14 protein-coding genes are annotated in these 21937 nt (G+C 53.7%); 8 read left to right on the top strand and 6 right to left on the bottom strand.

Annotation, left to right across the window (positions count from 1 at the left end; translation table 11 throughout):
- The first annotated feature begins 44 nt into the window (after window positions 1-44).
- Window positions 45-1457, top strand: coding sequence for a sulfatase (locus RC85_RS10295; RefSeq protein ID WP_068262083.1), 1413 nt, complete (start codon window positions 45-47; stop codon window positions 1455-1457).
- Between the two features lie 53 nt (window positions 1458-1510).
- Window positions 1511-2926 (top strand): sulfatase, encoded by a 1416-nt coding sequence (locus RC85_RS10290; protein ID WP_068262082.1) that lies wholly within the window; start codon window positions 1511-1513, stop codon window positions 2924-2926.
- Window positions 2927-3283: 357 nt separating this feature from the next.
- Here RC85_RS10290 and RC85_RS10285 read toward each other — a convergent pair whose 3' ends face one another.
- Genes RC85_RS10285 through RC85_RS10275 form a run of 3 tightly spaced genes read right to left on the bottom strand, consistent with a single transcriptional unit; the run spans window position 3284 to window position 9830 of the window.
- Window positions 3284-6682 (bottom strand): glycosyl hydrolase, encoded by a 3399-nt coding sequence (locus tag RC85_RS10285; protein WP_068262081.1) that lies wholly within the window; start codon window positions 6680-6682, stop codon window positions 3284-3286.
- 39 nt (window positions 6683-6721) lie between these two features.
- The gene (locus RC85_RS10280) at window positions 6722-7438 is read right to left on the bottom strand and encodes a 3-keto-disaccharide hydrolase (RefSeq protein ID WP_149752669.1); all 717 of its coding nucleotides are present in this window, start codon (window positions 7436-7438) and stop codon (window positions 6722-6724) included.
- Between the two features lie 40 nt (window positions 7439-7478).
- Window positions 7479-9830 (bottom strand): alpha-L-rhamnosidase-related protein, encoded by a 2352-nt coding sequence (locus RC85_RS10275; RefSeq protein ID WP_068262076.1) that lies wholly within the window; start codon window positions 9828-9830, stop codon window positions 7479-7481.
- Window positions 9831-10445: 615 nt separating this feature from the next.
- Here RC85_RS10275 and RC85_RS10265 point away from each other — a divergent pair.
- Complete coding sequence (locus RC85_RS10265) at window positions 10446-11198, top strand: hypothetical protein (RefSeq protein ID WP_068262070.1); 753 nt, start codon at window positions 10446-10448, stop codon at window positions 11196-11198.
- Here RC85_RS10265 and RC85_RS10260 read toward each other — a convergent pair.
- Entirely contained in the window at window positions 11140-12312 is a 1173-nt protein-coding gene (locus tag RC85_RS10260) for a glycosyltransferase family 4 protein (protein WP_235033490.1), read from the bottom strand. The genes RC85_RS10265 and RC85_RS10260 overlap by 59 nt on opposite strands.
- A gap of 167 nt (window positions 12313-12479) precedes the next feature.
- On the bottom strand, window positions 12480-13364 hold the full coding sequence (locus RC85_RS10255) for a polysaccharide deacetylase family protein (RefSeq protein WP_068262066.1): 885 nt from the start codon (window positions 13362-13364) through the stop codon (window positions 12480-12482).
- A 294-nt stretch (window positions 13365-13658) separates the two neighbouring features.
- Between RC85_RS10255 and RC85_RS10250 the strand changes: the two genes are divergently transcribed.
- The 3 genes from RC85_RS10250 (at window position 13659) to RC85_RS10240 (ending at window position 18264) form a co-directional block, all read left to right on the top strand.
- The gene (locus tag RC85_RS10250; protein ID WP_149752668.1) at window positions 13659-14957 is read left to right on the top strand and encodes a DUF1559 family PulG-like putative transporter; all 1299 of its coding nucleotides are present in this window, start codon (window positions 13659-13661) and stop codon (window positions 14955-14957) included.
- A 420-nt stretch (window positions 14958-15377) separates the two neighbouring features.
- On the top strand, window positions 15378-17573 hold the full coding sequence (locus RC85_RS10245; protein WP_068262065.1) for an APC family permease: 2196 nt from the start codon (window positions 15378-15380) through the stop codon (window positions 17571-17573).
- A gap of 7 nt (window positions 17574-17580) precedes the next feature.
- Window positions 17581-18264, top strand: coding sequence for a DUF2293 domain-containing protein (locus RC85_RS10240; protein WP_068262062.1), 684 nt, complete (start codon window positions 17581-17583; stop codon window positions 18262-18264).
- 689 nt (window positions 18265-18953) lie between these two features.
- Here the strand turns inward: RC85_RS10240 and RC85_RS10235 are convergent.
- Window positions 18954-19676 carry a peroxiredoxin-like family protein gene (locus RC85_RS10235; protein ID WP_084422546.1) on the bottom strand — a complete coding sequence of 241 codons (723 nt, stop codon included), beginning with the start codon at window positions 19674-19676 and terminating at the stop codon, window positions 18954-18956.
- 258 nt (window positions 19677-19934) lie between these two features.
- Between RC85_RS10235 and RC85_RS10230 the strand changes: the two genes are divergently transcribed.
- Together RC85_RS10230 and RC85_RS10225 are read left to right on the top strand one after the other, a co-directional pair.
- A complete protein-coding gene (locus RC85_RS10230) occupies window positions 19935-20681 on the top strand; it encodes a Bax inhibitor-1/YccA family protein (protein WP_084422538.1) in 747 nt (248 codons plus the stop codon).
- Window positions 20682-20740: 59 nt separating this feature from the next.
- Window positions 20741-21508, top strand: coding sequence for an LON peptidase substrate-binding domain-containing protein (locus RC85_RS10225; RefSeq protein ID WP_068262058.1), 768 nt, complete (start codon window positions 20741-20743; stop codon window positions 21506-21508).
- Window positions 21509-21937: the final 429 nt, after the last annotated feature.

Genomic DNA, 21937 nt, shown 5'->3' with positions numbered 1-21937 from the left:
CCGACTCTGAGCAACATGTTTTTTCCACGAACCGATCAACTCTGATGCAACGACTTAATCGAATGCCCTGTCTTCTGCTGATCGGACTCGCTATTTCATGGGTGCTCACACCTTACCCAGCGGCGGCCAGCGAAAACGCTAAACGACCCAACGTCCTGTTCATCGCAATTGATGACCTGCGGCCGGAACTTGGGTGCTACGGCGACACGGTCGTCAAGTCGCCGAATATCGACAAGCTGGCTTCACAGGGAATATTGTTCAATCGAGCCTACTGCCAAGTCGCGGTTTGTGGTGCATCACGCGCCAGCATGATGACGGGCATCCTTCCAACCAGAACTCGTTTTACCGAAGCCAAATCTCGCGCCGACCAAGACGCACCGGGCGCCAAGACGCTTGCCCAGGTTTTTCGTGAAGCTGGTTACACCTCGCTGGCGCATGGCAAGATTTTTCATCAGAGCGGCGATACGGCGGATCGAAGTTGGAGCCGTCCGGTTACCAGTCCCGGAATGAGCCACATGATCCATGTTGACCCTGCCACGGTGAATGTTCCGTCGGATCGAGGCCGCGGGTTGTTCTATGAATGTGTTGACACCCCCGACAACACTTATCCCGACGGTGTCGTTGCAGAGAACGCGATCGCGGACTTGAGGAAACTGAAACAGAGTGGTGAACCCTTTTTCCTGGCCTGCGGGTTCATTCGGCCTCACTTGCCATTCTATGCCCCAAAAAAATACTGGGATCTTTACGACGAATCGAGTCTTCCGTTGGCAAGGAATCGGTTCCGCCCCAAGGATGCGCCCAAAGCGCTAAGGGGTTTCCGTGAATACGCCGCCTATGCGATGGGTGATTATCAAGCAAAATCAGAAGCCTTTCACCGCAAGATGCGCCACGGCTATTTCGCCGCGACCAGCTACTCCGACAAGTTGGCGGGCGCTGTCCTCAACGAATTAGAATCCCTCGGACTTGCCGACAACACCATCGTCGTCGTTTGGGGCGATCACGGCTGGCACTTGGGCGAGCATGATTTCTGGGGGAAACACAATACGCTGCACAACGCAGTGCGTATTCCCTTGATCGTCAAAGTTCCGGGAAAGACATCCGGCCAACAAACGAACTCTCTGGTTGCCGGTATTGATATTTTTCCAACTCTCTGCAAGTTGGCCGGAATCGAAGTTCCGCAATCGGTGCAAGGCAAGAGTCTTCAGACGCTGCTAAAAAATCCGGAAGATCAGATCAATGACGTGATCTATACGCGGTTTCGTGAAGCCGACGCCGTCGTCACTGATCGCTTGACGTATTCGCGATTTGAGAACGGTGAGGAAATGCTGTATGACCTAGAAATGGATCCGCAAGAGAACGAAAATGTTGCCAACTCGCCAGAATATGCTCAGCAACTAAGGAGCATGCAAGCGAAACTCAGCGAACAGATGAAACTTGCGGATGAAGCTAGCTTTTGATGCGAGTCCTACCGAATACTCCACGATTCTTTCCGTCGAAAAGATAAACTCTGATGCAACTTCTTGAACGTCTGCCAGCTTTTCTGCTGATCGGTCTAACCGTTTCATGGACACTCGCATCCGGCTCGGTGTCCGCTAGCGACAATTCTGAAAAACCCAATGTTCTGTTCATTGCGATTGATGACCTGCGGCCTGAACTTGGGTGCTATGGTGCCGATCATGTTCTTTCGCCCAATATCGACGAATTTAGCTCGCAAGGAGTTTTGTTTGAGAGCGCTTATTGCCAAGCTCCCCATTGCGCGCCCTCACGCGTTTCACTGTTAACCGGGGTTCACACCCGACATTTCGACGGCATGCCGATGGTTCCCGAAACGCTTGCTCCCGGCAAGCCGACTCTGCCGGCGACTTTCCGCAAAGCCGGCTACACCACGATCAACAACGGCAAGATCTATCATCAACGCGAAGATGATGCCGAGCAAAGCTGGTCCGAAGAACCATTCTCACTCGTCGACGGACTGCCAGAGAACAATCACCGGACCCTCCACGATCCCAATTCAGTAAACTTCATCAATCGAAAAAATAATCTCGGACCCTTCTTCGAGATGCCTGATGTTTCTGACAATACGTACATCGACGGCCAAACATGCGAAAAGACGATCAAGGACATGCGTCGGTTGGCGAAGATGGACGGGCCGTTCTTTCTTGCTTGCGGGTTCGTTCGGCCACACCTGCCTTTCTATGCCCCCAAGAAATACTGGGATCTCTATGATCGCGAAAAGATTGCGCTGGCCGACAATCGCGATGCACCGAAGAACAAGCCGCGTGCGTTGAGAGGTTCAGGAGAGATCCGCGGCTATTACGACCGCGGGATTCAGTACAACTCAGATGAGTTCCATCAGATCGCGAGGCATGGCTACTACGCCTGTGTCAGCTACGCCGACACGCTGGTTGGCAAGGTTCTGGCAACGTTGGACGAACTCGATTTGCGAGACAACACGATCGTGATCGTCTGGGGCGATCATGGTTGGCATCTCGGCGAACACAACTACTGGGGCAAACACAATCTGTTGCACAATGCGCTGCGTGTTCCGCTGATCATCAGCGCACCGGGATTTAAGAAAAATGTCACCACCGATAGCATCGTTGAACTGGTCGATCTTTACCCGACACTGTGCGAACTCGCGGGGATCGAACCTCCCGAACACTTGGAAGGAAAGAGCGTCGTACCATTACTGCAGGATCCTCAAACGCCAGGCAAACCAGCAGCGTTTACAAAATGGAAAGACGGCCTGGTCGTGACGACACCGGATTTCACTTACACCGAGTATGAAGGTGACGAATCAATGCTTTACGAGCGAAGCCAGGATCCCGAAGAGAATGTCAACGTCGCGGATGCCCCCGAGCAACAGCAGACTGTGAAGCGACTAAGCGGGGTTCTGGACGACGCAAGAGAGCAAAGCGAGCCGTAGTCGATGGCGGCGATTGAGATTGTCGGTAGCGGAACTCGCCAAGAGTTTCGGCTTGATTCTTGATTCGCCGAAAGTCTTGACGACATCCGCTACGATAGGGCTACACCATGACCTACAAGTCACCCTTTCATCTCGCGATGAATCAGCATCCTTACGCTACTGATATCGCAGTCTGCGCTTTTCGCCGACATTCCCGCCGTCGTCAATCTTAAAACCGATGCTCGCGCCCGTCTGATCGGGCTGGAGGCAAAGCACCTACGGTTTTCTTGGCATCTGGCTCAACCCGGCATCCAGGCGGCGTGGCATCTTGAAGTGACCCATTGCTCGGCTGCGGTACTCCAAATAAAACCCGACGGATCATTGATGGGATATCGCTTTGCGAATCCCAAAATGAAGTTGCACCGGACCGACCAGCCCGGACTCAACCAGCGGCGAATCCTGGTCGTAGAACCGGGCGGTGGTGAACGACTTCCGCTCGGTTGCCGGACGCGGTTTGCCGCTCTTCAACCATCCGGGAATCTTCTCAATCAAATGCTCTTGCGGTTTACGACCCGGGATGTAACGGTCAGTCGCGGGATACTGTTCGTCGCCAATCATGCGATTGACCCACAAGTTGGTCACGCGGACCTCAAGCTGATTGTTCTTGCCTTTTAGCAGTCCTGTCGCATCCACCTTGAAGGGCGGTTTCCATTGGATCCCCAGGTTTTTCCCGTTAAGAATGACTTCCGCCATTACCTGCACCTCGCCAAGATCGAGCGTGACCGCGTGGTCGTCGCCCAGTCGATTGGCCGGCACATCGAACTGCTTGGTGTAGACCGCAGTGCCGGAAAAGTATTTCAGGTCGGGGTCACTGTGGTCCGCCCATGAAATCAGTTGATCCAATTCGATCTGCGACGGTCCCCAACCATCAGGGCAGTTGAGGTTCCAATCACGCGACAGATCGACCGGTTTCGGGATCGATGAAACCTGAACCGATCGTCGCGATCCATCGGAATAGACCAGTTCATAATCGCCGGTTTCCATCGCTGTCAGAACGGAACCTTTTTCAGATTTCGACAGCACGGCGGGTTCTGGCGTTGCAGCAACCATTTCAGTTTCGCTTCCTAGATTGAGCATTTCATTTTCATTAACCAAGATCGTGGACTTGTTGTCACCGAGTGAATAAACCACTCGTAATTGTTTTTTTGTCTTGGGTGCTGGGTCACGCCCCGCCAGTCGATTGTTGACGACCGCACGGAGTGAATGATTGTTAACCCGTTTCTTTAACGTCGCGGTGACATTCAACTGACGGCTGGAATCGCCGTTCAAGTCTCCGTAGACGGCTTGGTGAATCTGCAAGACTTGCGAGTCTTTCTTTGACGTCGTGAACGAACTTTTCCCATTGTGCAAAACGTCCACGACGCTGGGCGTTTTGACCTGTTCGTCAAAGACCACAAACACGGATTCGGCTGGTTCCAAAAACAGTCTTACCAGCGTGCGTCCATCTTGGGTGGATTGATAGATCGGTGCCTGCTGGATCGAACCGGTCTCCGCGTTCCACAACTCAGGCACACGGTCGGTTACTCGACAAACAACCTCGACCTGACGAGCGACATCCTGTTGGTTGGAAATCAAATACACATCCGCAGATTCGATCTTGCGATGAATCCATTCATAGCCATTGCCTTCATAAAGCGTGGGTGCGATGGCTTGAGCCGACTGGAACTCGACATCCGGAAGAACGTCCATCGAAGCAAGAATCTCTGGCAGCGAATCGGTCCAGTAAATCTTTCCTTTGCCGAAGCTGGCTTCGGTGACGGTTTTCCCATCGCAGTCGCCCCACATTTTGTCTGCGGCGGCACGCACGACCTGATCCGCTTTGGGATAATCTTGCAAAGCGGGTGTAAGCTGTGGTTTTGCCCAAACCACGTGGGCACCTGCCTTCACCAAACCTTCAATGTGTTCCAACACATCGAGCCGCACCGGACCTTCGGGCATCACCAGCAACCGGTATTTCATCAACCCCGGCAGCACCACGTATCCGTCTTCGACAGTCAACTTCATCAAGTTGTTTTTCGAAATCGTGTCGTAGTCATATCCTGCGGGGACAGCCGGTTGCATATCCTTGCGCAGTGCCGCGACCTGCGGCGCATTTTCGCCGGGGTAATAACATAGGTCTGCCTGAAAGGTTCCTTCCTGCAACATGTATTGGCTGCGGGCCAGGTATTCGTTCCACGCCCGCCCCTGTTCGTACCACGTATTGTTGCGGTGGTTTTGAAATCCCCATACGGCCATCGTCATGCCGGGCAGAACATCGTCGCCCCAGGGCTGATGAACAAACGAATGGAAGTAAAATCGGTTGATGCCCTTGCAGAAAAAGTAGTCGCCCTGCGCTTTTAACACGTAGGGGTGATTCACAAACGCAGCTTCGGCTCGGCCAGCGGTAAAGGCTTCTGCGCCCACGAATCGGCGACCATTGGTGTGTGCGGCGGACGCCGCCATTTTTGACGAACTGTTGTGCAGTCCCGATGACTTTCTGGCCCACCATTCACCCATCGGGATGTCCGACATATCGGCAACCTGAAAGTTGTCCAAGTTGCCCGGCAAACCGTAAGGCTCACACGCAAGCAACAGGCCGTTTTCGTGGCACATTTTGGCAAAGTGACCGTAGTAGTTTTCGGTCCATAGGTCCGCAACGACACGTCGAAAATCCCACAGGAACCGCTCGGTGTATTCCAAATCATTGATCACACGCCCCGTCACGGCGGGCAGATGTTTGATCACGTCATAGCCCATGCGGCGCTGGAATTCGTCGTCGAAGCCGCGGGTCCAGTTTTGCTGCCCCGTTTCGTAGCTGTCGATCAGCACGCTATTGAATGACTTGCCCGTCAGCGGTCCTGCATCATCAATCACTTTTTGCACCGTGTTTTTCCAGTGCCACTCTGCAGCGGCCTTGCTCATTTTATCGCATTCGTTTCCGCGTCCTTCTTTGGGTGCAGGACGGTTGCGAAGTCCGCAGACCGCATGCCCGAAGCGGACGATCGTCCAATCGCCCTTGGGTGCGTTCCATCGAAGTCGGCCGGAGGCGTCCATCTTTTCGGTCAGGTCAATGATCGAGTTCAACTCAATCAGATCGCCTGAATCGACTTTGCGAGTGTCCGCTTGAATGTCATTGTCGCGTTCGTAACCGGCTTTGGCTTTCCAATTGTCGATGCGAAAACCTGTTTTGTCACCGCGTTCTGATTTCGGGGTTGGGAACGCCAAAACAGCGATGTCTCGGAAATAGTTATCCCGCAAATTTTTGGGACGTGGCAGCTTCACGTCGATCCTCTTGGCCCCCGGCATCTGTTGCTGCACCTGTTGCTGGGTCCAGACAACCTCCTGCATCGCGTACTCCGGTGTAATCCATGGTCCGCCGCTGCTAGACCATCCGGCACAGTTGTGAAAGCAGACCTCCAGCCCCAGACGCTCGGCCTCTTGAATCGAATGCGTCATCAGCTCGCGCCATTGGCTGCTCAGATACTTAACCGGCCCGGAATCCATCCCAAATTCAATCTGAAAAGCCTGGAAACCGCCAACCCCGGCACGCTGCATCGCTTCCAGATCCTTCGTGATGCCGTCGGCCGTCACATAGCCGTTCATCCAGTGCCACCACGTATGCGGCTTGGCTGAATTGGGGGGCGATTGAAAACTATCCCGCAGCGGTTCCGCGGCAACCAGGTTTGTGACAGCAGCCATAAAAAGAGCTGCAACCGCAAAATGTCTCATGATGCTCATCAGTATTTGTTTCAATTAATGGAATGCTTCGTGGATGTCTCAGAGTTCTTTGATGCTGAGATTCCGCCAGTGGATGGTGCCCTGTTTGCCGCCATGGACCTGCAGGCCGATAAAGCCGTTGGGGTATTCGTTTTCTTCGTCGATCCAGTTCGCCGCAGGTTGGCCGTTGATCCAGGTCTTGAACACGTTTCCCTGCACCTTCACCGTCATGCGGTTCCAACCGCTGCGGTCGATGATGTCTTTGAGCGGTCGATGCTCGGGGGATTTGAGCGGGTAAAACCAACCGCCGCAGGCCTGCCCATAAATTCCGCCGGACCAACCACGTCCCTTTTTGGCAAGGTCTTCCATCTCGACCTGCGGACCGAAGACAATCTCGACGTCCTTACCCTTGCGTGTTCGGGATCGAACCTGGACGCCGGAATTCCCATCGACCGCCCACTTGAATTCGCAGGTGAAGACAAAATCGGTGTAGTCCTTTTCCGTACACAGGAACGTGCTTGGCCCCTTGCTGCAGGTTCCAACGATCTCGCCATCAATTGCCTCGAACTTCATCGTCCCCTGCCTGGTCACCCAGCCATCGAGCGTTTTGCCGTCGAACAGGGATACGAATCCTTCGCCCTTCAGGTATGGTTCGGAGTCGGTGTTGATCGGCTGTTTCCCGGCTTTACCTTTCGCGGCAACCGAGGTCGCGGCGGTGGCTACGCAGGTGAAAAGAAGAAGCAGGGCTAAGGTGTTTTTCATCGGAGAGATATTCACTATGGGTTCCTAATGGAATTTGATCGAAAAATGGAAAGGTTCAATCCGCTTTTGCGGTAAACGTCCACGTTCCAGACGCGACGTCAAATTTCAGATGTTCACTACTCTCTCCGTTCCAAGAGATGCCCGAAACGTTGTCAACGAAGGTGCCATTTTCCCAGATGGTGGAACCGTTGACCATAATCACGGTGGTAGCAATCGATGCCTTTGGAATCCCGACGACCGCCTTCGTGCCCGCTGGTGATATCAAGTGCATCGTGTAGTTTTTGTCGGATAGTTTGATATCGACGGAGATATCGCCTTGAACGCTCGGCACCACTTGCTTGACGGCGGTTAGGTGCGCAAGGTTGGGCAGAACGTGATAGCTTTTCCAGGCGACTTCGTCCGCCGCAATTCCAGCGATGTAACGGGATAGCACGTAGTTGGGTGCGTTCCAGGCGTGGTTGGGCGTGCCTCTTTTTTTACCGAACTTTTCGCACAACGTGGTCAGGTCCTTGTCATCGACCTGCGATTGATATCGCTCGCGCATTCGTTTCAAACCAGCAGCGTGATCTCCGGCTAACATGATCGCTTCTTCGACGATCCATTCCATGTGCGGGCTGGCGTTGTACTCGGTCGTTAACACGTTTTCTAGCAATGCGGAATACTTGCTTGGGTCGGCCAGGCCATTGAGAATCGCAAGCGCGCTGACCCGTTCATCCTTGACTGCGCCTTGCGAACCGTAATAGCCATCTCGCCAATAGATTTTGTCAAAGTTGGCTGCGATGCTTTGGATGCGTTCATCGTACCAGCCGATGTCGTCCGGTTTGTCTAGTTCCATCGCCATCTTTTTGGCTGCGTCCAGCGCGATGTAGTACCAACACACTTCGACAGGCTTCTTGTCTGGATTAGTTCCCCAATCCACCCACGATGCATAGCCTTTGCGAATTTCAGGCAAGCCACTCGGTTCCATGTTCCATAACTTCAAATAGGCTAACACTGAGGGATAAGCATTTGCCAGCGTGGCCTTGTCGCCGGTGTTGAAATAGTAACGCCAAATTCCTTGATCAATGTATTGCAGGCTTTGGGCCGTCAGTTCGCTGCTCTTGCCGCGGTAGTTGCCAAATCCTGGTGCCAGTCCCTGGATGATATCGCTGTTCTGATAGGCAATCGTGTTGTCGATTCCCTTCTTCAAAAGCAAACGTCCTGGTTCGCCAAGCGTGTAAAACACCGCGCCGGTCTGGTCAGCCACATCACCGATCCAAAGTCCACGTTCGCGGTCTGGGCAGTCCATGTAACAATCGCGTGAACAAATATAAAGTGTGTTTGCGGCCATCGACCACAGTCGCTCGAAAAACGGATCGCTGCACTGGAAGGTTCCTGTGATCGATCCCAAACCGGTCCAGCGATATTGCAGGTCTTGAACTTCAACGCCTGGCGGAACCGTATATTTCACTGCATGGCCGCTCATCCACGAATACGTCTCGAACGATTGCACGCCATGTTTGGTCGTGTACTGTGCGTTGATCAGATTCCACGAATTGTCGGTTCCGATCTTGATCGTTCTGCCGCCGTTGCTGTTCACCTTCAAGTAGGGCGTGATCTGTTTGTTTTTAGGAAGCTTGGCAAAAATGGTGACCGGTTTTTTGCCTTCATTCTTGTACGGCAACGTGATCTTCTTTTTGCCAATTCGCAGTGATTCGTAATCGGTCAAACCACGATCGTTCCAATGCGGGATCGGTCGCTTGACCAGTTTGCCCCACGGCATTGCCGGTGGAACGCCTTTTTCGGTGGCAGGCTTCCAGCTTTCGTCCATTGAATAATCAGCCGAATACCACGCTTTGCCTGACCAGTCCCCCATGGCCTTGCGTGCGTCAAATTTAACGTCCATCGCGTTGGGTCGGTTGGCCGATCGATTCAGTCCTTTGCTTTTTGGGTCGTAAGCCGGATGCACTTTCAGCATCCAACTGCGGTCGGACTGCAGCACTGTTTCGCCCAGGTCAGCCGAAAAGACCAAACCACCTTTCCCGCTATCCTCGTGAGTCTTTGCCGTTTTTCCCCAGTACCAAACCAGAATTGCGAGGCTATTTTTTCCCGGCTTCAGGAATGGTTGTAACTCGACTTCGTCATAGTACGTTCCATCGCGATGCGGCCCGCGAGCCAGTCCACCCTCGAACAGCACCATCTCGCCATTGATCCAAAGCCAGTATTTGGTGTCGGTCGAAATGTTGGCGAGCACCTTTTCTGGCACCTCGTTCATCTCGAATTCTTTGCGGAACGCCACCCACGTATTGGCCGGGCCATCTTTGGCTTGCCAGATCCAATGTGCCTTCCAATCCATCGCTGCTGAATTTGCAGCGGATCCGATCGTCAAGGAAATAGTGGTAACAATAAGTAATAAGAATCGGTTCATTGGAATTCCGGGGGACTAACCCAGGGATCGGGAGTGAATTATTTGGACAGGCGATCGCTACAATAATAACAAAACCCAACGACGATGTTTTGGAACTACCGTAGGCCGGAACAAGCTTGGCGCAGTTCCGGCATTGCATGATGGTCTAGCGCCATTGCCGGAACTTCGCTGCGTTTGTTCCGGCCTACTTCATTTTGCTAGTTCGTTTAACCGCGCGGGCATCGGCCATCGCGTTTCGTTCAGCGTGGACGCGCGGGGCGATGCCCACGCGGTTAAACGGTTTTGAAACCCTTCACGGCGATGCCCACGCGGTTTAGGGATTGTCCCGAAATAACTTCCTGGGACCGGATTCCACCAAATCTGAACCCGAACGCGTGAGCGAGGGATTTCCGCGTCAAACACGATCCCTCGCTTACGCGTTCGGGTTGGGAAATCAGGAACTTGTTTCGTGACCATTCCTTAGCGGTTCAGTACCGGGTTTGCTGGAAATGGATTCCCCAGGCACTGCGATGTGAAGCTGTAACGGCTGAATCGATTTGTTTGATCGCACTAGTCAACAAACGTCGATGACCGGTGTAATGACGATTTCCGCTCATTTTCGATTCGCAATGCATCATGATTTCTTTCACAACACCAGCCGCTTTTTCCCTGCTTGCTCTCACCAGTTATGAAGTGCTTGCCGGTTTGGCGAGTATTTATCTGGGGCTGATCGTCTGCTGGGGCACCTACTGGCTATTCTTTGGCGTGTCACAGAAAAAACGTGACAGTCAGATCCTGGCGATCAAGAGCCAGGTCTATCTGCAGCAAAAAGAAAACGCTGCCATGCAATTGGAACTCAACAACACGGTCGAAGCCTTCGTCAGTTGCAACCACCGATTGCAAACGCTGCAGTTGGAATTCACGGACCTGCAGCATCGTATCGAGCAGCTCGAATCGGCTCAGTATGAATTGGAACAGCAGGCGATCGTTCACGCAGAACAAGCGTCGGCCGTCGCTACACTTAGCCTGTACGAAGACGCTGAATCAGCTAATCAAGACAACGCTAGCGAAGTCGGTTTCACCAGTGAAGTAATCGCTGCCGAAGATTCCACGACCCGAATCGATCCGGAACTTGGTTTGGTCTACACCGAGGCGCCCGAACGCTGCGACGACCTTACCGAGATCTGGGGTATCGGTGGCGTCAATCAGCAAAAGCTGTACGAGAACGGCGTTTACTTGATGGAGCAGATCGCTGATTGGACACCAGAAAATTGCGAAGCGTTCAATGCGATCCTAGGATTCAAAGGACGCATCGAGCGTGAGCAGTGGGTTACCCAAGCCGCCGGTCATGTGTCGTCCCAAGTCGATTCCATTCGCGAAGCGGCATAGCTTTTTCTTCAGCAATTTTGCCAGCGGTCTTGCGGCTGGCATGACGAGCGTACTGAGTCATTGCTAGGTCCTGGTAACCGGCAACCATCGAAACCAACGATCCGGTTTCCAGCACCAATTTGCGGCCGGCTGTTCCCATCTGTTGTCGTAGCGATGCATCGCCAAGCAAGCGACCGATGCTCTCAGACATTGCATCCGTATCCTCCGATGCAATCAGCAGCCCTGTGCCTTCGTGGATCACCGTTTCGCTGACTGAACCGACATCGGTGGCAACCACGGGCACTCCGCAAGCCAGCGATTCCAGGATCGATACCGGCGATGCTTCGTTCAGCGAACACAGCGTAAACACATCCAGTGCTGCAAGAATCGCTGGTGTGTCATACCGAGTGCCGAGCAAGTGAATTCGATCAGCGACGCCTAATTCTTTCGCAAGACTTTCGATCGTCGGTCGCTCTGGCCCATCACCCACGATGATCCAATGCGCATCAGGATGCTGGGATTTCAATTTTGATGCGGCGCGGACCAACATCGAATGATTCTTTTCGCTACGCAGCGCTGCCACAATTCCGATCAGCGGTGTGCCGGACGGTAGGCTAAGCTCTTTTCGCAAACTACTTCTTGCGTCCGGGTTTGGCGAAAATCGTTCGCAATCGACACCGTTGCGAATGACATGAACCTTATCGGCTGGGAACTTTTCAAAGCTTCGCAGGAATTCCCCATGAGAATCGGCGACACCGATGACTGCATCGGTGATCGGCGTCAGCAGCCGATTCAGGCGACCAACACCGTCTGGCCACCCGGTCGAGTGCAACGCGGATGCGATCACGGGGACACGTGCCAAAGCAGCGGCTAGTCGGCCCCAGAACATTTTGTCGCCAGCCCCGACCGTGATCACGACATCGAATTTTCGCCGTTTCATCAGCCTGGCCAATCGCCAAGCGACAGCAATGTCCCATTTCCCGCCGATCAAACGGCTGTGGACGGGGAATTCATCTTGAATCTGTTCACCAAGCGGGCCTGGTTCTTTTAGGCAGATCACTTCGGGTGCGATCTTGCCAGAATCCATTCCCCGCATCATGTTGACCAACAGTGTTTCGGCACCGCCAACGGGCATGCTGGTGATCACAAAAGCGCATCGCAGGGGCTTTTGGTTTTGTTGAATTCGTCTTGGTCGGCAAAGGTTTAGCATTCAGAGTAGTCGATGGATCGAGCAGGAAAATTTTCGCCTTTCGCTTCGCGAAAGTGCGTCAGAGCACACTTTCGCGGAGCGAAAGGCGACTATTAAGATGCGATTGTTTGGTTGGCGTGACTTGCTTGGTGACTGTTCGCTTCAGATTCTGGCATCAGAAGTTCAGGTTCAAGCTGTAGTTTTTTCTCATCATACGAACACCAATTGACCAGCCGAGCAAATTGTGGGTCGCCGTGGAAGCGTCGGATATGGAAAGCATCTCGGCCGACAAGGTTGTAGCCGCCGAATGCGCTGCAATACCCTTCAAAACCGGCTTGGTGTACCGTTTCGATTGCCTCCGGCGTCAACTGTTGTTCTGTTCCAAAGGGAAACGCAAAGTGTCGCACTGATTTTCCGATGATCTGTTCCAGTTCATTCTTTGCGTCAACAATTTCCTGCTTTCGTTCGGCGGGATCGTGGACTTTCCCAAAATCGACATGGTTGCGAGTGTGGCATCCCATTTCGATTCCCGCATCTGACCATTCACGAATTTGTTTCGCTGTATTGATTGGCAATGCTATGCCTGATTCAATGTCATGACCAAACGGCTTTTGATCCAAAACGTGTGCTGTTGATACAAAGTATGTGCATGGCATCTTTCGCTCGATCAGAAGCGGCAAGGCGAATTCGATGTTGTCTTGATATCCATCATCAAACGTCATCGTGATCGTGGGCCTCGCCGAATACGATTCGCGAACGCGGCGTTGCACTTCCGACAGCGATACTGGTTCAAACCGACGCTGGAAATAGTCAAGATGTTTTCGGAAGCCTCTTCGGCTGATCGACCAACCGTTCGGGTGCGTGTCGGCAACTCGGTGATAGAAGGCGACCATGCAGGGAGCTTCCCCACGCTGTGACATCAAGTTCAAACGCTCTTCGCGACGCCTGGCAACCAGGGCATTGCGAAGGGTAATCAATTGAGAGCGTAGGTAGTTCACGACAGCGATAAGGCAGTTTTAGGGTCCAAAGAAACGTATGCTTCAAAAACCTAGCCCGTCATCTGATTGCCGATTGACGACATCGGTTACTTCTTCGAGAAGGCTACGAAAGCTCGTTAAATGAGATCGCTCAAAATGGTTTTGCGGATTCCGCCAATCAGAACGGTCAGCCGGATTGGAGCGGTTGCTTTTCGCGTTCCCCGCTACGAACTTGACGGAAGCTCGCCAAACAGACATAATGTCTTTAGTGGCGAGTGGTGTCTTCTCGCCTGGATCTTGTCGCAAGGTTAAATCATGTCTTTGGTGAATCATCGCGGGCACTTCGCAGGGCAGAAAAGCTGGACCGGTTTTACGATGATCGAGATCTTGGCGGTCGTCGCGATCATCGGCGTGTTGGTTGGTTTGTTGTTGCCGGCGATCCAAGCGTCGCGTGAAGGTGCGAGACGGATGTCGTGTTCATCGAACCTGTCTCAGGTTGGTTTGGCCGTCGTCGGTTACCACCATGCCTTTGACCAGTTTCCGGTGCAGCTCTCTGGTACGGATGGAAGTCTGATTGCGGGTCAGGACAACGATCGGCGGCTGAGTATTTTTGTTGCGTTGCTGCCGTTCATGGACAACACCAGTTTGGCGGACCAGATCGGTCATGCTCACCCGAAGGTTCTGTACGATCCCACCGGTGGCTACATCGACCAACAATTTTCAATGCAGCAGAACAGTGAAACGGTTGCTGAAACCTGGCCTGCTGGAGGGCCTGAAACATTCCAAAGCCAATACCGTTGGTGGCATGTCGAGCCACTGGGTTTGCGTTGTCCCAGCGATCCAGGGATGGGGCATCCTTCGATGGGACGTTGCAACTATGCCATCTGTCTTGGTGATGGCGTTGTTGCATCATCGACTGGACCATTGAAAGAGGTCGAGGGAACGTTTGTGTTTGATCCGCAACGAGCATTGGAAACAGAAATTGCGATGCGAGGAGTTTTTGTTCCTCGCCGTGTTACAAAATTCGCTGACGTGACCGATGGTTTGTCGCAAACGATTTTGCTGGGTGAGATCTGCACCGATTTGGGTGACGGCGACAATCGCACCGCCCCGGTCGCAGTCTCGTTGACGCAAACAGCGAAACTGCTTCGCGATGTACCGTTGCTTGCATCAAAGCTAAACTGGCGTGACGCTGATCGTCCACAGTTCTGGAAATCGGGTGCGCCGTTTTTAACGGCGGGCGAATCATCGAGCTCCAAACGCGGGCATCGTTGGGCCGATGGCATGCCTTTGTTTACGGGCTTCAATACGATCCTGCCACCCAATCGCGAGATCGCATTGGCATTGGACCAGGAAGACAGCGACGGTGTTTTGCCGCCGAGTAGCCGTCATCAAGGTGGCGTGCAAATTTGCATGGCAGATGGTGCCGTCAGCTTTGTGACTGATTCCATTGATGCTGGGAATTCAAGTCAGCCGACCGTTCACGCGGGCAGCCATCCAGAAGCCGAATCGAAAGACGCTGCTACCATCCCAAGCCCGTACGGCGTCTGGGGAGCGTTGGGAACGCGAGCGTCGTCCGAGGTGGGTGCAGGCGACTTCGAGGTCATTGATTAAGAAAGAGGTTGGCCGATTTAGAAACCCATCATGGCGTTGGAGAGAAAAGTAGGCCGTAGCGAGCCAAAGCGAGTTACGGCAATGTGCGCACCGCCGTAACTCGCTTTGGCTCGCTACGGCCTACTTTCAAGGGTCGTGACAAGCTGGCAACGACACCTTTTCATCAGCCCAGTCCAGTCGGGTACAACTAATGATGTACTGAGCAGGTACTGAGCAGGTGCTAAACCCTGGCGGGTCCAGCTACGGGAAAGCTGGTAAATTATTTCGGGACAATTCTCAAGCAGAACGCCTGATTCAATCCCAACCGCCGTCATTCATTTGTCGCGTTGGTGACGCTAGAATCAAGGATTCAGGATCCGAGTGGTTCCTAATGCACCTGGATCGATCGTGATCTTGCTCCGCCACGATGGCACAATCTGAATGTCCGACGCTCAGCCACGCGAATCAGGGAATCGATTCAGCACTCTGTCCGGTGTGTTTACGCCCTGCGTGTTGACGATCCTGGGCGTCATCATGTTTTTGCGTTTTGGGTTTGTCGTTGGACAATCCGGTGTGATTTTGACGCTGGGGATTGTCGCGGCCAGCAAAGTGATCACCGTCCTGACCACGTTATCGTTGTCTGCGATCGCAACGAATACCAAGTTCAAAGGTGGTGGAGCCTACTTTTTAATCAGCCGTAGTTTGGGGCCTGAATTTGGCGGCGCGATCGGACTGATGTTTTTTGCAGCCCAGGCCTTGTCGGTCGCCATGTACGTGATTGGTTTCACCGAAGCGGCAACCAACTATTTGCCCGACGGAACGTCGCCAACGCTGGTGGCAACGATCACTAACATTTTGGTTTTTGCGTGCGTTGCGATCGGAGCCGGTTGGACGATCAAGATTCAGTTCTTGATTTTGGCGTCTGTGATCGTGTCACTGTTGTCGTTCTACATCGGAGCTTGGCAAGATTTTGATTCGCAATTATTGAGCAAAAATCTGTCACCAGGTTTCGCTGACGGCGAATCGTTCTGGACGATGTTTGCGCTGTTCTTTCCTGCGGTCACCGGAATTATGGCGGGTGCGAACATGTCGGGGGATTTGAAAGATCCCGCGCGGTCGATCCCTCGCGGGACGTTGGCGGCGGTTGCGTTCACGGCGGTTGTCTATGCTTCGCAAGCGATCATGTTGGGTGGATCAACTTCGCGTGCTGAATTGGTTGGCAACACGCTGGTGATGGCGGACATTGCGATCATGCCGGCGATGATTGCGATGGGAGTATTCGCGGCGACGCTGTCGTCGGCATTGGGCAGCATGATGGGCGCGCCGCGGATCATTCAATCGGTTGCTCGTGATCGATTGTTTCGCTTGCTGCAACCGCTGGGCTTAGGATCGGCACGCGACGGTGAACCACGCCGAGCGATCTTGGCAACGTTTTTGATTTCACAGGCGGCGATTTTTGCGGCAGACCTGAACACGATCGCGCCGCTAATCACGATGGCGTTTTTGGCGACGTATGGTCTGCTGAATTTGGCAACGTTCTATGAAGCGATTACCAAGAATCCAAGTTACCGTCCTCGCTTTCTGTATTCGCACTGGACGTTGTCGTTAGCCGGTGCGGTCGGTTGCGGATTGGTGATGTTGTTAATCGATTGGCGATGGGCGATCGTTGCGGCTGTGATGGTGGCGGCGCTGCACAGTTATCTGTCGCGAACTGATTTGAACGCCGACTGGGGCAACCTGAATAGTGGATTGTTGTTCGAACGAACTCGCCGCAATCTGTTGAAGCTAGAAGACGAACTCTACCATCCCAAAAATTGGCGTCCGTTTATTTTGGCGTTTAGCGGTACTGGATTTAGCCGACCACACTTGGTTGTCTTTGGCAGTTGGCTGACATCGAAAACCGGAGTCCTAACGCTGGGGCAAGTGATCCCTGGCGATTTGGGCGATCACCAAACGCGACGCGATTCCCAAGAAAAGATCTTGCACGCAATGATCCAGGAACAAAGTTTAAGCGCGTTCCCGGCGGTCGTGGTGGCGAAGGACTACGTGGCCGGAGTGGAAGCACTGGTGCAATGCCAGGGCCTCGGACGTCTGCGTCCCAACACGGTCTTACTTGGATGCCCGCTAACGGTCGATCGAATGCGAATCTTTGGCGGATTGCTTCGAAACATTGAAGGGCTCGGCCGCAGCGTCGTGGTGCTGCGCCGTGTCGATCAGCCTGATCATCAGTGGTCGATTCCGCGTGGGACCATTGACGTTTGGTGGCGTGGCCGCGCCAACGGTGAATTGATGGTGTTGCTGGCACATCTGATCTTGGATCATCCCCAGTGGCGGCATCACACGCTTAGGCTATTGCGGGTGGTCGATCGTGCCGATGGAATTGACGAGGTTGAAAGTCATCTGCAAGGGTTGCTAAAAGAAGCACGAATTTTGGGGAAAACGAAAGTCGTTGTTTCGTCTGACCCAGCGTCAGCGATCCAAACGACCAGCCGCGACGCCGCGTTTGTGTTGCTGGGGATGGAGCCGCCACAAGCGGGACAAGAAGATGAATTTTTTTACCGGACTGAAGCTTTGGTTGGGAATCTGCCGAGAGTTGCTTTGGTGCGAAGCGCTGGCGGTATGAGATTGGAAAGTTAGAGAGATCATGGCACACGAAAAATTGGAAGTTTCACCCGGTCCGACTGAGCGGAGCGTGAAGACGATCGATGGTGAAGTCAAACAGGTTCCGGCGAACTGGGATCTATTGCCACCCGGCGACGCTGGTTTGACGCGCCGCCTGAAATCGCTGGGGCCATCGTGGACGGTGAAAGAAAAGAAGGGCCGACGTAGTTTTTCTAAAGGGGTTTGGGCACCGGCCGAATTGATTGCGTCAGCCCGTTCGTCGGTCGCGGCCGATCGCGACAAACCTGAATACGCAAAACGCAAAGTTGCGGACGCTAATCGCAGAGAAAAGAAGCAAGCGGCCTACGTCGAGGACTTCCACGGCGCAGTTTGCACGTTCCTGCGGTTTGACAGCGTCTATGCAGACCTGGCGTTCAAGCTAGCCACGGCAGTCACGAATCACGCCACGCCCGTCGGCAGCGGAACTGTCGCACGAACCGAGCGAATCCCGATCGAGCGTCGTGCTGAATCGGCGGTGATCGCATGGATGCGTCATCAAACGACGGCCTACGATCACATGACGATTGCTCGAGTCAAAGGAAAGCGACGAGAGGTTCGCCGGATGCTGGCCGAAGAATCGAGAAAGCTGCTGGACAAGTATCGACGTGGCTTGAAAGTGGATCCCGCAACATGTCCGCTCAGCAAAGCCATTTCAGCGGAAACCTAGCACCGTCGGAACCATGAGTGTCGGGAAATTGGTAGCGAAAGTCGCCAAGACTTTCGGTTTGTCGAGTTGCCGAAACTCTTGGCGAGTTTCGCTACGCCACTTATCGTTCCGACGGTCTTGGCTGAATGGTGTAACACGACTGGCTTTCAGCCGACGGGGTGACAGACAACGCCGTGAAGAGTTCTGGTACCGGAAAACACGTATTTGTTCGTTTAGCCGCGTGGGCATCGCCCCGCGTGGACGAGCGGGGAATAAGTGTTGCCTTTCGCAGGTGATTTCGCTGGGGACGTCGTATTGATTACTGCCGGATTGGTGTCGTCACTCATCCCGAGGGAAGTCGAACAAATAAATGCAAATTGTCGTTGATCGCTCCGCGATCATAACGCTGGTGAATAGTCCCGGCGGGACGGAAGCTCTCTGCCGGGGATGTAAATCCCCGGATGGCAGCGTTATATCTCACTTTTTCTCTGTAACCAATTCTCTGTCTCGGTTTCGCGGCTACGCCGCGAAACCGAGACAGAGAATTGATGTGGGGCAGCCATCCGGGTGCTCACGCACCCGGCAGGGAGCTGCCGGCCCTACGGGCCTAACTCGCAGTAACCGATGCGACGTCCCGAGCGAAAGGCGACGATAAAAAGTCGTACGTTCCTAAACAACTTAGAAACCCTTCACGGCGACGGGTGACAGGACTAGTTGCCCGAAACGGTCTTGACCGCGGCGATCACCTCGGCCGGTTCGGCTCGGTTTTTGTAGTCCGCGTCCAGGAATGCGTAGGTGATTTTTCCGGACTGATCGATCACGTAGGTCGCTGATAAAGGCAACTCCATTTTGCTGTGACCGTTGTAGGTTCCCATTTTCAGTTTGTCTCGATAGATCGGCAGGATTGGCTTGGGCAGGTCGAACAAGATTCCGTAGTCATCGGCCACTGCATTCTTTTCGTCATGCAACGCGACAATACCTAAGTTGTTCGCCTCGGCCGTTTCTTTTGCTTTCTCGGGCAGCTCCGGAGTCAGCACGACCAGCTTGGCACCTGCGCCTTCAATTTCGTTTAGGCTCCGCTGCATCGCGTTGAGTTGGATGTTGCAATACGGGCACCATCCGCCGCGGTACCACATCAAGACAATGGGCGATTCCTTCCACATGTCACTCAATTGAACCATTTTGCCATCCCAGCCGACCAGTTTGGCATCGACGGCCATGTCGCCGACCTGTTTCGCCGACTGTTCGATTCCAGTGGCTCGGACGATATCGACGCCTTTGGAAAATGCCTGGCGGAGTTGCGGCGGGGCCGTTTCGGCAAATCCTGCGGCCTTCGCGGCAAGTTGCTCGGCAAGACTCGATTGCGACTTTGCGTCGGGCGAAGCAACTTCGGTCTGCTGCGACAAAGCTTCACTAGCCCCCAGCACTATCATGGAAGCGGGAACGGCGAGCAGCAATTTTCGGACAAGATTCTTCATCGGGTTTTCCTGGGTAGAGTTGGTTCGGCGGATGAGCTTTTTCGTAGGCCGTAGCGAGTAAAGCGAGTTACGGCATTTTTCGACAGCGCTGCCGTCACTCGCTACGGCCTACTTTTGGGCTATGCGGCCGATTCTGTATCCCTCGAGCGACGCTGTTTAGCGTATGATAGGGTCGGATATCACACCTCACCACACGAAGACAAGAAACTAACGATGCAATTTGACAAATCGAATCCGTATTCGGTCCACACTCAGGACCAGCCCGCCGAATTCGGTATCTCGCTTGATGCCGAACGAATCGGTTTTATTCGTCGAACCTATGCACACCTAACCGGCGCAATTTTGGCGTTGATCGCAATTGAGGCGGTTCTATTTACCGTCGTGCCTGCGGCAACGATGGAAGCCTTGGTCGGGCGAATGCTCGGCGGAATGGGATGGCTTGTCGTCCTGGGCATCTTTATGGGCGTTTCCTGGATGGCAAGAGCTTGGGCCAGCAGCGATACTTCCAAACCAATGCAATACGCCGGGCTTGGCCTGTACGTCGTGGCACAAGCAGTGATTTTGCTGCCGATGCTTTACATGTGCATTCGCGTCATGGGCGAACCGCAATTGCCGGTCATGGCTGCGGCGATCACGGGGATCAGCTTCATCGGTTTGACCGCGTTTGTCTTCGTCACCGGTGCAGACTTGGCTAGCTGGGGCAAGTACCTGGCGATGGCCGGATTTGTAGCCATGGGTGCGATCGTCGCCGGCATCTTTTTCGGCTTTTCGTTCGGCCTTGGATTCAGCGCCCTGATGGTGGCACTTGCCGTTGGTTACATCTTGTATGACACGTCCAACGTGATCCATCACTATCACAGCAGCCAACATGTGGCCGCGTCGCTGGCGCTGTTTTCATCAGTCGTGTTGCTGTTCTGGTACGTCTTGCGGATCTTGATGATGTTTGCCAGTGACGATTGAGTATCGATGAATGATTAAACAGCTTCACTGTTTGGATACAGCGACCATTTGAGGACGCGATGGATAACCTTGACGATGTGACTCGATTGCCCGAAGACTTCGATTCAAAAGTTCGGCTATTTCCGCTGCCGGACTTAGTGGTCTTTCCGCACGCGATGCAACCGCTTCATATTCTTGAGCCGCGTTATTGCGAAATGTTGGCAGATTCGCTTTCGACCGATCGTCTGGTTGCCATGGCAACGTTGACCGGCGGCATTGCCACGGTGCCACAATCGGGGCCGCCGGTCGCATCGACGGTTTGCTTGGGGCGAATTGTGTCACATGCGGAGGTCGAAAGTGAAAAGCACAACATTCTGTTGGTCGGGATTCGCCGCGCCAAAATTGTTCAAGAGCTGGACACAGGACGTCCCTTTCGAATCGCGGAAGTCGAAGTCGATCAAGATTTTTACTCGCCCACCGGAGCGAACGGGCGGCTGAAACTGAAGCAGGAACTACTGAACGAATTCGCAAACATCATTCCGCCCACAGCCAATGTTCAGCAAAACCTGCACGAGTTGATGGCAGGTCAAATGGGGCTGGGGCCAATCACAGACATCATTTCGTACACGCTTCCGTTCGACGTCGAGTCCAAGTTGCAATTACTGGCTCAGCCCAACGTTGACGATCGTGCCGAGGCGCTGATCGAATTGCTAAAAAGCGGCAAAATCCAATTGCATTCGGTTTCAGTCGAAGAGCAAGCGATGTCTGGCCCGACTGGTTTGAAGAGTAGTTTCAAGAATGCCGGTGGAAAGTCAGATCAGTTTCCGCCGCCTTTCAGTTTGAATTAGCGGGTCAAGCTCTGACAAACATGGGGCGGCATGATTCGGGTGCTGACCGGCTTGTCGATTAAATCGATATCTCAGCGGTAACAGCTGCTGGCTGGACCGCTAAATCTTTGGTATTGCATCAGTTCTCGTTTGCGCAGGTTTCATTCTCACCGCGACGTTGAGTGCTTCCGCCGGGCTTGCCCCGGACGGAGCGGCAACTGGAAGCTACTACTAACCGCAGATATTATTCGAAAGGGTACTCTCACGTAGGCCTCCGTTGCGGGCTTGTCCCGGCGGAGCTAACGACTTGGCTACCCCCATCGCGATCAAGAGCGCGATCGAGCGAAATTCGTTGATCCCGCCGGGGCAAGCCCGCAGCGGAGATCGTGGCTGAAGAAGATTGGAACTGGCGTTGAAACGGAGCATTGGTAGCCGCCAGTTGTGATTCCG

The organism is Rubripirellula obstinata, assembly GCF_001642955.1.
Classification (GTDB): Bacteria; Planctomycetota; Planctomycetia; order Pirellulales; family Pirellulaceae; genus Rubripirellula; species Rubripirellula obstinata.
The sequence above is the reverse complement of the archived record's forward strand: the minus strand, read 5'-3'. Positions and strand labels throughout refer to the sequence as shown.

Bases quoted from the DNA above. Each gene is read 5' to 3' on its own strand.
- RC85_RS10295 (WP_068262083.1), top strand. From the start codon at position 45: ATGCAACGACTTAATCGAATGCCCTGTCTTCTGCTGATCGGACTCGCT.
- RC85_RS10290 (WP_068262082.1), top strand. From the start codon at position 1,511: ATGCAACTTCTTGAACGTCTGCCAGCTTTTCTGCTGATCGGTCTAACC.
- RC85_RS10285 (WP_068262081.1), bottom strand. From the start codon at position 6,682: ATGAGCATCATGAGACATTTTGCGGTTGCAGCTCTTTTTATGGCTGCT.
- RC85_RS10275 (WP_068262076.1), bottom strand. From the start codon at position 9,830: ATGAACCGATTCTTATTACTTATTGTTACCACTATTTCCTTGACGATC.
- RC85_RS10265 (WP_068262070.1), top strand. From the start codon at position 10,446: ATGATTTCTTTCACAACACCAGCCGCTTTTTCCCTGCTTGCTCTCACC.
- RC85_RS10260 (WP_235033490.1), bottom strand. From the start codon at position 12,312: ATGCCCGTTGGCGGTGCCGAAACACTGTTGGTCAACATGATGCGGGGA.
- RC85_RS10250 (WP_149752668.1), top strand. From the start codon at position 13,659: ATGTCTTTGGTGAATCATCGCGGGCACTTCGCAGGGCAGAAAAGCTGG.
- RC85_RS10245 (WP_068262065.1), top strand. From the start codon at position 15,378: ATGTCCGACGCTCAGCCACGCGAATCAGGGAATCGATTCAGCACTCTG.
- RC85_RS10240 (WP_068262062.1), top strand. From the start codon at position 17,581: ATGGCACACGAAAAATTGGAAGTTTCACCCGGTCCGACTGAGCGGAGC.
- RC85_RS10235 (WP_084422546.1), bottom strand. From the start codon at position 19,676: ATGATAGTGCTGGGGGCTAGTGAAGCTTTGTCGCAGCAGACCGAAGTT.
- RC85_RS10230 (WP_084422538.1), top strand. From the start codon at position 19,935: ATGCAATTTGACAAATCGAATCCGTATTCGGTCCACACTCAGGACCAG.
- RC85_RS10225 (WP_068262058.1), top strand. From the start codon at position 20,741: ATGGATAACCTTGACGATGTGACTCGATTGCCCGAAGACTTCGATTCA.